Annotated in this window: 5 protein-coding genes and 1 pseudogene; all 6 read left to right on the top strand. The window is 64.1% G+C overall.

Features of this window, described 5'->3' with window-relative positions:
- A partial coding sequence (locus EN879_RS07570) for an N-formylglutamate amidohydrolase (RefSeq protein ID WP_206520928.1) occupies positions 1–343 on the top strand: 343 nt, incomplete at its 5' end.
- A 26-nt stretch (positions 344–369) separates the two neighbouring features.
- On the top strand, positions 370–2040 hold the full coding sequence (gene hutU / locus EN879_RS07565) for a urocanate hydratase (RefSeq protein WP_013532300.1): 1671 nt from the start codon (positions 370–372) through the stop codon (positions 2038–2040).
- A gap of 85 nt (positions 2041–2125) precedes the next feature.
- Complete coding sequence (locus EN879_RS07560) at positions 2126–2713, top strand: HutD family protein (RefSeq protein ID WP_013532299.1); 588 nt, start codon at positions 2126–2128, stop codon at positions 2711–2713.
- A gap of 266 nt (positions 2714–2979) precedes the next feature.
- Positions 2980–11562: a glucoamylase family protein gene (locus tag EN879_RS07555; RefSeq protein ID WP_063167745.1), complete on the top strand. Its 8583-nt coding sequence runs from the start codon at positions 2980–2982 to the stop codon at positions 11560–11562.
- Between the two features lie 512 nt (positions 11563–12074).
- Positions 12075–13856 (top strand): glucan ABC transporter ATP-binding protein/ permease, encoded by a 1782-nt coding sequence (locus tag EN879_RS07550; protein ID WP_013532297.1) that lies wholly within the window; start codon positions 12075–12077, stop codon positions 13854–13856.
- A gap of 107 nt (positions 13857–13963) precedes the next feature.
- Positions 13964–14068, top strand: a pseudogene (locus EN879_RS39785) (heme transporter HemC); the annotation flags it as partial.

Below are 14068 nucleotides of genomic sequence, written 5' to 3'. Positions count from 1 at the left end.
GTTCGAAGGCACGCTGCCGGTTTTCAATCTCGGCACCAATGACGGCAGGAGCGCCGATCCGACGCTGCAGGCGATGGTCGGCCAGATCATGGCCGAAACCGGTGAAACCTTTGTCATCAACGGCCGCTTCAAGGGCGGCTGGATCACACGCCATTTCGGCCAGCCGCAACAAGGCGTGCACGCACTGCAGATGGAACTCTCCAACCGCATCTATATGCGCGAGCCCGATGGCAAGGGCACGCCGGACAATTGGCCGGTGCCCTATGACGCCGAGTTCGCAGCACCGATCCGCGCCACCCTGCGGAAAATCCTCGAGACCGCGACATCCTGGGCGCGTGTCTGACATCAGGTCCTTTATGGAGTGACGCCATGAACAATCCTCGCCACAACATCCGCGAAGTCCGCAGCCCGCGCGGCACCGAAATCAGCGCGCGCTCCTGGCTGACGGAAGCGCCGCTGCGCATGCTGATGAACAATCTCGACCCGGATGTTGCTGAAAATCCCAACGAACTGGTCGTCTATGGCGGCATCGGCCGGGCGGCGCGCACCTGGAACGATTTCGACCGCATCGTCGCCTCCTTGAGGACGCTGGCCGATGACGAGACTTTGCTGGTCCAGTCGGGCAAGCCGGTCGGCGTCTTCCGCACCCATCCGGACGCCCCGCGTGTGCTGATCGCCAACTCCAATTTGGTGCCGCACTGGGCGAATTGGGAAAAGTTCAACGAGCTCGATAAGAAGGGCCTCATGATGTACGGCCAGATGACGGCCGGCTCGTGGATCTACATCGGCACGCAAGGCATCGTGCAGGGCACCTACGAGACCTTCGTCGAGGCCGGTCGCCAGCACTACGGCGGCAATCTCAAGGGAAAATGGATCCTGACCGGCGGTCTCGGCGGCATGGGTGGCGCCCAGCCGCTCGCCGCCGTCATGGCCGGCGCCTGCTGTCTCGCCATCGAATGTAACCCGGACTCGATCGATTTTCGCCTGCGCACCCGCTACGTCGACGAGCGCGCCGAGACGCTCGACGAGGCGCTGGAAAAGATCGAACGCTGGACCAAGGCCGGCGAGGCGAAGTCGGTCGGCCTGCTTGGCAATACGGCCGAGATCGTCCCGGAGATGTTCAGGCGTGGCATTCGCCCCGATATGGTCACCGACCAGACCTCGGCGCATGATCCCATCAACGGCTATCTGCCGAAGGGCTGGACGATGGCCGAGTGGCGCGAGAAGCGCGTCAGCGACCCCAAGGCGGTCGAGAAGGCGGCCCGCGCTTCCATGCGCGAACATGTCGAGGCGATGGTGGCGTTCTGGAACGCCGGCGTGCCAACGCTCGACTATGGCAACAACATCCGCCAGGTGGCCAAGGAGGAGGGGTTCGAGAACGCCTTTGCCTTCCCCGGCTTCGTGCCGGCCTATATCCGTCCGCTGTTCTGCCGCGGCATCGGCCCCTTCCGCTGGGCAGCTCTGTCGGGCGATCCGGAAGACATCTACAAGACCGACGCCAAGGTGCGCGAACTGACGCCCGGCAACACCCATCTGCACAACTGGCTCGACATGGCACGCGAGCGCATCGCCTTCCAGGGCCTGCCGGCGCGCATCTGCTGGGTCGGCCTTGGCGACCGGCATCGGCTCGGCCTCGCCTTCAATGAAATGGTGGCCAAGGGTGAGTTGAAGGCGCCTGTCGTCATCGGTCGCGATCACCTCGATTCCGGCTCGGTCGCCTCGCCGAACCGCGAAACGGAATCGATGAAGGACGGATCGGACGCGGTATCCGACTGGCCGCTGCTCAACGCATTGCTCAACACGGCGTCCGGCGCCACCTGGGTGTCGCTGCACCATGGCGGCGGCGTCGGCATGGGTTTCTCGCAGCACGCCGGCATGGTCATCGTCGCCGACGGCACGCGCGAAGCCGCCAGGCGCCTGGAGCGGGTGTTGTGGAACGACCCGGCGACCGGTGTCATGCGCCACGCCGATGCCGGCTACGAAATCGCCGTCGAATGCGCCAAGGAGCACCAGCTCAACCTGCCCGGCATTCTCGGGTGAGAAACGTCCGGCCGCAGGCAGGCGAAAAGCCGCGGAATCGGCTTTTCGAGTTTCGAACGCCCGTAGCCATAGCGGAGGGCTAGGCATGCGCATCCTGCGGGCAGCCGAATACCGGTCGATGCCGTGGAAGAACGGCGGCGGCGTGACGACGGAAATCGCCGTCTCGCCGCCCGGTGCCGGGCTAAACGATTTCGACTGGCGCGTGTCGATGGCGCGTGTCGAATCGAGCGGTCCGTTCTCGCAATTCGCCGGCATCGATCGCACCCTTGCCGTGCTCGAAGGCGAGGGCATCGTCCTCGAGATTGCCGGCTACCCGCCGAGATCTATAAACAGGACGACCGCCCTGTTTTCTTTCCCGGCCGACGTGCAGACCTCGGCCGCGCTGATCGGCGGACCGATCACCGATCTCAATGTCATGACCCGCCGTAGCCGGATGACGCATTCGGTCGAACGCCTGGTGATTTCGGCCCCCGTGGAAATCCGGACTGAAGCCGGCACAACGCTCATCCTGTGCTTGGACGGCGACATCAGTGTGCCCGCCGCTGAACCGGTTCGCCTCGGGCCGCTCGACACGCTGCTGTCCGGGCCGGTCAGCACCGGCCTGCTTGTCCAACCCGCCCATGAGGCAACGCTGTACGTGATCCGGATCCGCGCCATCGCCGGCAACGATTAACGCTTGTTTCCAAACATGATCGCGGTACCGGCGAAATATAGCGTAAGCTGCTGGCGGCATCACGAAAAAGCCTGAATCCTCTCCGCCGATCTGGCTGGCGGGAAGTGGGGTGCTTGTCTTTGAGTTTTGCTGAGAGACGACGCCCTGTCGTGGTGCGGAAACAAACTTTCGGCAAGTGGGGTTTATGCAACCAATTGCATTTGAACCGGTTTTAGGGCCATTGCCGTGGCGGTGACGCCGCTCAGTGCCCGCTTACGGAATTTTCAATGAATATTCAGACGAATCCTGCCCAAATCGAGAAGACAAGCGCGAGCTTCCCGGCCATCACCGAAGAGCCGATCCGCTCCAATTACCTGCCCGAAGAGCGCCTTCGGCTGCTCGGTGAAAGCCTGGCGAAAGGCGACCTCACAGATCTGTTCGGGCTGACGCCCTTCGATTTTCAGGCCCGTATCCGCGACAGCGCCAAGAAGATTTTGGAAGTCTACCGGTCGACCAATGCGGCGCAGGCGAGGGGCGAGACGATCACGCCGGCGGCACAATGGCTGCTCGACAACAATTACCTGGTCGAAGAGACCATTTTCCAGGTCAAGCGCGACCTGCCGCGCCGCTTCTATCGCCAGCTGCCGACCTTGAAACTGCCTGACGGCGGCAGCGTGCCGCGCGCGCTGGCGCTGGCCTGGACCTATGTCGCACATTCGGACAGTTCCGTTTCGGCGACGATGTTCAAGTCCATCGTCCAGGGTTTTCAGTCGGTCGAGCCGCTGAAGATCGGCGAACTCTGGGCGCTGCCTTCGCTGTTGCGCTTCGTGCTGATCGAAAATCTGCGCCGGCTGGCGGTCAGGGTCAATCGAACCCGTCAGATGCGTCAGATCGCCAACGATGTGGCAGACAAGGTCCTGGCCACCGACGACAGCGCCGACCGGCAGTCGATCCTGTCCAATTTCAGCGCACACGCACAGGACACCACCTTCGCCACCCAGCTGCTCTATCGCCTGCGCGATGGCTCGCAGAATGCCGGCAAGGCTCTGGAATGGCTGGAAGGCGAGCTCGAAAAGACCGGCTCCGATGCCGAGGAAATCATCATTTCCGAACATCACACGTTGTCCAGCGGCAATGTGACGACGGGCAACATCATTCGTGGCCTGCGCCTCATCAACGACGTCGATTGGACCGTGTGGTTCGAAGGCGTCAGCCGCATCGACACCGTGCTGCGCGAGCGTACCGATTTCGCCGCGCTCGACTTCTTCTCGCGCGACCAGTACCGGACCGCGATCGAGGAATTGGCGCGCCGCTCGAACCTTTCGGAATATCGCGTCGCCGAGAAGGCCATCGAGCTGGCCGGCCACGCCGCCAGCGATGGCGACGGCGACGTCGTTTTAACCGGGTCCGCCCACACCGATGTCGGCTTCTTTCTCGTCGGCCCACGCCGGCTCGAGCTGGAGAAGGCGATCGGCTATCGACCCACCATCAGCCAGACAGTCAAGCGTGCCTTCCGCAAGACCGGCTGGCTCGGCATCGTCGTACCGGTGTTTGCGCTGACGGCGCTGCTTCTCGTCCTCTCAGGCAACGCGCTTGCCAATCTCGGCCTGTCGGTGCCCTCGATCGTCCTCATGCTGGCGCTTTTTGCCGTGCCGGCCAGCGAGGGCGCGCTCGCCTTCTTCAACACGGTCGTTTCGCTGTTCCTGAAACCGACGCGCCTCGTCGGCTACGATTACCGGCACGGCGTGCCGCCCGAGGCGCGCACGCTGGTGGTGGTTCCGTCGCTGATCGGCTCGCGCGACGATGTCGAGGAAAACATCCGCAATATCGAGGTGCATCATCTCGCCAACACGGCCGATGAAATCCATTTCGCGCTGCTGTCGGACTGGCCGGACTCGAAGACCGAGATCGATGCTGCCGACACCGAAATCCTCGAATTCGCGCGTGCCGAGATCGCTCGTCTCAACGCACGCTATCCCTCCGAAGGCGCGCCGCGCTTCTATATCCTGCACCGGCGCCGGCTCTTCAATGCGGCGCAAGGGTCGTGGATGGGCTGGGAGCGCAAGCGCGGCAAGCTGCATGAACTCGACCTTCTGCTGCGCGGCGACAGCGACACCACGTTCCTGCCGCTCGACGTGCCGCTGCCGGAGAACGTCGTCCACGTGATGACGCTCGATGCCGACACGCGCACCACCCGTGACGCGGTCGCCACCCTCGTAGGCAAGCTCTGCCACCCGCTCAACCGGCCGCATTTCGATGCCAGCAAGCGCGTCGTCACCGCCGGCTACGCGATCCTGCAGCCGCGCATCACCGCGTCGCTGACATCAGGCGATGATGCGTCGTTCTTCCAGCGGGTGTTCTCGGCCAATCGCGGCCTCGACCCTTATGTCTTTGCCGTGTCAGATCTCTATCAGGACGTTTTCGGCGACGGGTCCTTCACCGGCAAGGGCCTCTATCACGTCGACGCCTTCGAGGCCGCCCTGCAGGGCCGCATCGAGGAAAACACCATCCTCAGCCACGATCTGCTGGAAGGCGCGCTGGCGCGCTCGGCGCTGGTCACCGACGTCGAACTGGTCGAGGACTATCCGACCCGCTACTCGGTCGACGCCTCGCGCCACCATCGCTGGGCACGCGGCGACTGGCAGTTGCTCGGCTTCATGCTCGATCCGCGCTCCGGCGTGCCGGCGCTGTCGCGCTGGAAGATGATCGACAATCTGCGCCGCTCGCTGACGCCGATCTTCTGGGTGATGGCGGCGATTGCCGGCTGGACGCTGCTGCCCTTCACGCAGGCCGCGCAATGGCAGGCCCTGCTGATCCTCAGCCTGTTCATGGCGCCGACATTCGACATCGTCAACGCCATCCTGCCCAAGAGCGGCGACCAGACGCCACGCGGCCATTTCTCGGCCCTGGCACGCGACGTCGCCTTCGGCACCGCCATGGTGGCGCTGAAGATCGTCCTGATGGCGCACAACGCCTGGATGATGGGCGATGCCATCGTGCGCACGCTCTATCGGTTGTTCGTCAGCCGCCAGAACCTTTTGGAATGGCGCACCGCCTCGCAGGCGCACAAGGCGGGCGACAACGATGTCGGTTCCTATTACGGCATGATGTATGGCGCCGTGATCATCGGCTTCGTCGGCCTTGCCATTCCGGTGCTGGCCGATTCGACCGGCGCCTTCGTTGCCTTCTTCTTCGCGCTGTTCTGGATTGGCTCGCCCGCCATCGCCAGCTGGATCAGCCGTTCGGCTGAAACCGAGGATCGCTTGCGCATATCGCAGGCCGATATCCATACGTTGCGCACGGTGGCGCGGCGCACATGGCATTATTTCGAAAGCTTCGTGACGGCAGAGCATCACCATCTGCCGCCCGACAATTTCCAGGAAAGCCCGGCACCGGTGGTGGCGCCTCGTACTTCGCCGACCAATATCGGCGTCTACCTGCTGTCCGTCGTTTCCGCCCGCGACTTCGGATGGATCAGCCTGTCCGACGCCATCACCCGCATCGACGCCACCATGGCCACGATCGAGGGCATGCCGCGTGAGCGCGGTCACCTCTTCAACTGGTACGACACCACGACACTGAAGCCGCTCTATCCGCTCTACATCTCGGCTGTCGACAGCGGCAATCTCGCCGGCCATCTGGTGGCGGTGGCGGCGGCCTGCGCCGAATGGGCCGAGGCGCCCTCCGTGCACCTCCAGGGCGATTTCGAAGGCATTCTCGACACGGTCACCATCCTCAGCGAAAGCCTCGATGATCTGCCCGACGACCGCCGTCAGTTGCGCCCGCTGCGCCAGCGCCTCGCCGACCGTCTCGACGGCATGCGGCGCGCTGTCGACACCATCAAGGCGCAGCCCGAAATGGCGTCGATCCGCACCATCAACCTGGCCGTGCTGGCCGGCGAGATCCGCAAATTGGCCACCGCCATCCATACCGAGGCGGTGTCGCCCCAAAGCGACGTCATCGTCGACTGGGCGGCAAGGCTGGAAGCCACCTGCGAAGCGCACGTCCATGACGCGCACAGCGACGACAATGCCGTCGAGGCGCTGCGTGCCAAGCTGCTCACCTTACGCGAGCGCACCCGCCGCTATGCCTTCGAGATGGATTTCTCCTTCCTGATGCGGCCGGAGCGCAAGCTGCTGTCGATCGGCTACCGGGTCGAGGAACACCAGCTCGACGAAAGCTGCTACGACCTTCTGGCTTCCGAAGCACGGCTGACCAGCCTGTTCGCCATCGCCAAGGGCGATCTGCCGACCGAGCACTGGTTCAGGCTTGGCCGGCCGATCGTCGAAATCGGTTTCCAGGGCGCGCTGATGTCCTGGTCCGGCTCGATGTTCGAATATCTGATGCCGCCGCTGGTCATGAAGGAGCCGCAGGGCTCGATCCTCAACCAGACCAGCAAGCTGATCATCAAGCGCCAGATCCAGTATGGCCGCCAGAAGAACGTGCCGTGGGGCATTTCGGAGGCCGCCTACAATGCCCGCGACCGCGAACTGACCTATCAATATACCAATTTCGGCGTTCCAGGCCTCGGGCTGAAGCGCGGTCTTGGCCAGAACACGGTGATCGCGCCTTACGCCACCATACTGGCGGCCCAGTTCAATCCGCGTGAAGCCGTGCTGAATCTCGCCCGATTGCGGGAGATCGGGGCGCTCGGCCGCCACGGCTACTACGATGCCGTCGACTTCACGCCACAGCGCGTGCCGGAAGGCACGGACCATGTCGTCGTCCAGAATTATATGGCCCACCATTCGGGCATGTCGATCGCGGCGGTTGCCGACGCCATCTTCGAAGGTCGCATGCGCGACCGCTTCCACAGCGATCCGGTCATCGAATCGGCCGAACTCTTGCTGCAGGAGAGGGCGCCGCGCGACATCCCGACAGCGACCGTCAGGACCGAGGCCGACGAACGCTCCAAGGACGAGACCGAAGTCGACAGCCCCGACACCCGCATCGTGCTCAATCCGCTGCAGTCGCTGCGGTCGACCAACGTCATGTCGAACGGCCGCTATTCGGTGATGGTCAGCGCGACCGGCTCGGGCTACAGCCGCTGGGGCGATCTCTCCGTCACCCGCTGGCAGCCGGATCCGACCGAGGACCGGCTCGGCTCCTACATCTTCCTGCGTGACGCCGGCACCGGCGACTGGTGGTCGGCTACAGCCGAACCGAAGCGAGCCGCCGAGGAAAAGGCGCAGACCTTGTTCTCCGACGACAAGGCGAGCTTCGTCAAATCGGTGGGCACCTTGCGCTCCGAGGTCGAATGCATCGTCATCTCGGAAGGCAATGGCGAGGGCCGTCGGGTCACGCTCTACAATGACGGTCCGTCCGACCGTCACATCGAAGTGACCTCCTTTGCCGAGCTGGTGCTCGGCCTGGAGGCGTCCGACAACGCGCATCCGGCCTTCTCGAAGATGTTCGTGGAAACCGAAATCTCTGCGAACAACGCGGCGATCTTCGCCACGCGGCGCAAGCGCGAGACCAGCGAGCCCGATATCGCCATGGTGCATTTCGTCACCGATCCGTCCGGATCGGCGCGCGACGCCGAGGCCGAGACCGACAGGCGCGCCTTCATCGGCCGTGGCCGCACCATCGTCGACGCAGCCGCTTTCGACCCGGGCGCCAGGCTGGGCGGCCACTCAGGCTTTACGCTCGATCCCGTCGCCTCGCTGCGCCGCCAGGTGCGCGTGCCGGCCAACAAGAAGATATCGCTGACCTTCTGGACGGTTGTCGGCGCCGGCCGTGCCGAACTGGACGAAGCCATCGCCCGCCTCGACCATCCGGAGAGCTTTGCCCGCCAGGCCATGCTTGCCTGGACCCGCAGCCAGGTGCAGACCCGCCATATGGGCCTCAGCCTGACCGATGCCGCCAATGTGCAGAAGCTGGCGCGCTATCTGATCTATCCGGATCCGTTCCTGCGTCTTCCCGCCGAATCCATCGCCTCGGGGCTGGGCAAGCAGTCGAGCCTGTGGCCGACAAGCATTTCCGGCGATTTCCCGATCTTCCTGGTCAGGATCGGCGATGTCGCCGATCTCGAAATCGTCGCCCAGGCGCTGCGGTTCCAGGAATATATGCGCACCCGCGGCATGATGATCGACTTCGTCGTCGTCAACGAGCAGGCGTCCTCCTATGTCCAGGACCTGCAGCGGGCGGTCGAGACGCTGTGCGAAAACAGCCGTCTGCGCGGCAAGGAGCTCGGGCCGCGCCAGCACATTTTCGCGGTGCGCCGCGATCTTATGGACGAGACCACCTACAAGACGCTGCTCGCCGTCGCCCGCGTCGTCCTGCACACGCGCAACGGCACCATCTTCGACCAGATCGAGCGCGCCGAGGCGGCGGCCCTGCAGGCGCGGGATGCTCTGGCAACGTTGCCGATTCCGCGTGAATTGCCGTCGCCGACACCCACGACGCATACTCCTGCCTCGCAGGCGGTGGCCAATGTCAGCGCCGATGGCAGCGGACTCAGCCAATGGAACGGCTTTGGCGGTTTCGACGGCGACGGACGGCACTATGTCGTGCGCCTGGCCGGGCGGCGCACGACGCCGCAGCCGTGGATCAACGTCGTCTCCAACGCCTCGTTCGGGTTCCACACCTCCGCCGAGGGCGCAGCCTTCACCTGGAGCCGAAACAGCCGCGACTACCAATTGACGCCGTGGTCGAATGATCCGGTCTCGAACCGCCCGGGCGAGGGCCTCTATATCTACGATCAGGCCAGCGGCAAGGCATTCTCGCCGCTCGCCGCCATGGTGCGCGATCCCTCGATGACCTACGAGGCCTGGCACGGCCAGGGTTTCTCGACCTTCCGCTCGAAGCGCGGACCGTTGTCGATGGACCTTACCCATGTCGTCGATCCGGTCGATTCCCTGAAAATCTCGCGGCTGCGCATCCAGAATTCCGGCTCGGTGCCGGCGCGGCTGCGTGTCTATGCCTATGCCGAATGGGTGCTCGGCGGGCATCGGTCGCGCACTGCGGCAACCATCGTCCCGTCGCGGGATGCCGCCAGTGGGGCGCTGCTCGCACAAAACCCCTACGGGCTGGATTTCGGCGAGCGGGTTGCGTTCCTGGCGGCCGACGGCGGCGTCCATTCGGTGACGACAGACCGATCGGAGTTCCTGGGCCGGCATGGCTCCAGCGAGCTACCGCAGGCGGTGCTGAGCGGTGCGGCGCTGTCTGGCCGTGTCGAGGCCGGCGACGATCCGTGCGCGGCGATTGCCCGCGACGTCGAGATCCCGGCAGGCGGCGACGTGACGCTGCTCTGGCTGCTCGGCGACGCCGAGTCGGTCGAGGAGGCGAGCGCGCTGGTGCAGGAGCATCGGGCCAAGGACTTCGACCAGCGATTGGCCGACAATGAGCGCGAATGGCGCGGCTTCCTCGACACCATCCAGGTCGAGACGCCCGACAAGGCGCTCGACGCCATGGTCAACCACTGGCTTCCCTATCAAAGCCTGGCCTGCCGCATCCGCGCCCGCTCGGCCTTTTATCAGGCCAGCGGCGCCTTCGGCTTCCGCGACCAGTTGCAGGATACGCTGGCGCTGCTGGCACATGACCCGCAGCTGGCGCGCGACCAGATCCTCAACGCGGCGCGGCGGCAGTTCCCCGAAGGCGACGTGCAGCACTGGTGGCTGCCGCGCACGGGTGCTGGCGTACGCACGTTGATCTCCGACGACGTGGTCTGGCTTGCCCACGCTACGGCGCGCTATTTGCTGGTCACCGGCGATGCCTCCATCCTCAAGGAGCAATTGGCCTTCATCGATGGACAGCCGCTGGGCGAGGGCGAGCACGATGCCTTCTTCACCCCGGAAATCTCGAAGAAGACAGCGACGCTCTACGACCATTGCGCGCGTGCGCTCGATCTCGCCATCAAGCGCAGCAGCCCCGCGGGCCTGCCGCTGATCCTCGGCGGCGACTGGAACGACGGCATGAACCGCGTCGGCGAGCACGGCAAGGGCGAGAGCGTCTGGCTCGGCTGGTTCCTGCTGAAGACGCTGGGCGATTTCGCGCCCGTCGCCAAGACCGAGGGTGATGCCAAGCGAGCACAGGCCTGGGCAAAGCATGCCGATGTTCTGAAGCGGGCGCTTGAGAGCACCGCATGGGACGGCGAATGGTACCGGCGCGGCAGTTTCGACGACGGCACGCCTTTGGGGTCTCGCAACTCGCAGGAGTGCAAGATCGACTCGATCGCCCAGTCCTGGAGCGTGCTTTCGGGAGAGGGCGACCCGGCACGGTCGACCACCGCCATGGAGCAAGCAACGAAGCTGCTCGTCGACGACAAGCTGAAGATCGTCAAGCTGTTCACGCCGCCATTCTCGAAGACGGAAAAGGACCCCGGTTACATCAAGAGCTATCCGCCTGGCGTGCGCGAGAATGGCGGCCAGTACACCCACGCCGCCACATGGTTCGTCATCGCGCTTGCCGAGATGGGGCAGGTCGACGAGGCTTATCGTTGTTTCTCGATGCTGAATCCCGTCAACCACGCGACCGACGAGGCCACGGCCGAGCACTATCGAGTCGAGCCCTATGTCGTGGCGGCCGACATCTATGCCGGGGACGACAATGCCGGCAACGGCAAGGGCGGCCGTGGCGGCTGGACCTGGTACACCGGCTCTGCCGGCTGGCTCTACAGGGCTGCGGTCGAAGGCATTCTGGGCATCGAACGGCGCGGCAAGCGTGTCCAGTTCAAGCCGAAGCTGCCAAGCCACTGGGATGGGTACTCGGCAAATCTCAAAATGCTGGGGGCGGAACTCAAGGTTCGTGTCATCCGCGACAATAAGGCCAAGGCCGTGTCGCTGGAGGTGAATGGGGCAAAGACCAAGGCTTCGGCAGTCGAGCTGAAGGACGGCGAAGTTGCCGAGGTTGTCGTCAGGATTCCGGCCTGAGGCCTGTTGCCCAAAAAGCATGCGCTCGGGGCTGAGGCCCCGACCGCGACTTTTGTCACGCCAGGCGGGATGAGAGGCCCCATCCCGCCTGGCGTTGCCGTCTGCCGTTGACGGGCATCCCGCCGAGAAGTCTATGAAATCAAAGGCTTGAGGCGTCCCATAGGAGTAGCCGCGAGCGGTGAGGGTTTGGCCACCCTTCGCCTGGAAGGGCATCCTGCAGCTTTGTTTTGCTTTATACTTCGCGAAAGGCGATTTCGGCCTCAGTCATCCGCCCGACATTGTTGCTGATTAAAATTATGGCAGCACGTGCCAACTGCCATGATTTCGCCGCATGCCTGACATTTTACCTGTCTTCTCAAACCGTTAGGTGATCACGGCAGATTTCGGAACGTCGCCATCTTTTGTTCGCTCTAAGGGAACTGAAGGGGTACACGGCCATTGTTTTGCGACGTATCAACCGGTACGAATAAAATGATGCAGTGCACAATAAACAGCGTGGCGGAGTAACTGGGGTGACCCTTCTGCAAATCTACTGGCGAGCTCTCGGTTATCTGGCCGCGGACAGGAAACGCGTTGCGTTGATCTGTTCGGCCAACGTGGCTCTCGCCATCGTAGCGCTTCTCGAGCCGATTATGTTCGGTCGCGTCATCGGCGCCATCTCCGAGCGTGGCTCTGTCTTCACCACCCTGGTCATGTGGGCCGGTCTCGGCGCCTTCAACATCGTTGCCTTCGTCATGGTGGCGCGCGGCGCTGACCGCTTTGCCCACGCGCGGCGCAGCGAAGTGCTTTGCGAGTCGTTCGAGCGCGTGATCACCATGCCGCTCGCCTGGCACCATCAGCACGGCACCTCCAATGCGCTGCACACGATGCTGCGTGCCGTCGAAACCCTGTTCAGCCTTTGGCTCGAATTCATGCGCCAGCATCTGTCCACGGCTGTCGCCCTCGTACTGCTGGTTCCGACCGCGATCAGCATGGACCTGCGCATGTCGCTGGTGCTGCTTGGCCTCGGGCTGCTCTATGTCGGCATCGGCCGGATGGTCATGCGCCGCACCAAGGCGGGCCAGGCTGCGGTCGAGCGCCACTACCACAAGGTGTTCGCGCATGTGACCGACTCGGTCAGCAACGTTGCGGTGCTGCAGAGCTACAATCGCCTCGGCCACGAGGCCGATACGCTGCGCCGCTACGTCAAGAACCTGCTCGACGCGCAGAACCCTGTGCTCGACTGGTGGGCGCTGGCCAATGCCTTGCACCGTCTGTCATCGGCAATCTCGATGCTGATCGTGTTGTCGATCGGCTCCTATCTCGTGACTCATGGTCAGTTGGGTGTCGGCGACGTCATTGCCTTCACCGGTTTTGCCACGATGCTGATCGCTCGCCTCGACCAGATGTCGGCTTTCGCCAACCAGATTTCCGAGGCCCGTGCCAAGCTCGAGGATTTCTACCATCTCGAGGACTCCGCGGCTGATTCCGCCGAGCCGGACGGCTTGCGCGATCTTTCCAACGTCACCGGCCATGTGCGCTTCGAGAATGTCGGCTTTGAATTCGCCAATTCCGGCCAAGGCATCGACGACGTGTCCTTCGAGGTGCAGGCGGGCCAGACCGTCGCCATCGTGGGCCCGACGGGTGCCGGCAAGACCACGCTCATCAACCTGCTGCAGCGTGTCTTCTCGCCGTCCCATGGCCGTATCCTGATCGACGGCATCGACACCCGCACCGTGACCCGCAAGTCGGTGCGCCATTCGATCGCCACGGTGTTCCAGGATGCCGGCCTGCTCAACCGCTCGATCGAGGACAACATCCGTGTCGGCCGCGCCGATGCAAGCAATGACGAGATCCATGCCGCCGCCAATGCGGCTGCCGCACAGGACTTCATCCTGTCCAAGAGCAATGGCTACGACACGGTGGTTGGCGAACGTGGCGGCCAGCTGTCGGGCGGCGAACGTCAGCGCATCGCCATTGCCCGTGCCGTGCTGAAGGACGCACCGATCCTGGTGCTCGACGAGGCGACCAGCGCGCTCGACGTCGAGACCGAGGACCGCGTCAAGGAAGCGATCGACGAACTGCGCCGCGACCGCACCACCTTCATCATCGCCCACCGCCTGACCACCGTTCGCGACGCCGATCTGGTCGTGTTCATGGACAAGGGCAGGGTGGTCGAGATGGGCGGCTTCACCGAGCTGTCGCTGCGCAATGGCCGCTTTGCCAGCCTGCTGCGCGCTGGCGGCCTGCTCAACGACGAGGAGGTCCGCCGCCTCAGCCGCACCGTGCTGCAACAGCAGGAAGCGGCCGCCTGATCAGGCACGTCTCTGCTTTCTCCCACAGGGGAGAAGGCAAAGCGCTGCAGCCCTGCGACACCACCGCTCGATTGCCCCGAACGCCGCGGCGGTTTATGTAGAACCGCATGAGCGACACGACTTCACGCCTGACAAGCTGGATGGATCTCGCCAACCCGACGCGCTTCGTCGGGCTGGCGGACAAGGTCGTGCCATGGCCGGCCACGATCGCC

The sequence above is a fragment of the Mesorhizobium sp. M7A.F.Ca.AU.002.02.1.1 genome (assembly GCF_003998535.1).
In the GTDB taxonomy this organism is placed as follows: Bacteria; Pseudomonadota; Alphaproteobacteria; order Rhizobiales; family Rhizobiaceae; genus Mesorhizobium; species Mesorhizobium ciceri.
This window is presented reverse-complemented; position numbering and strand designations above follow the sequence as displayed.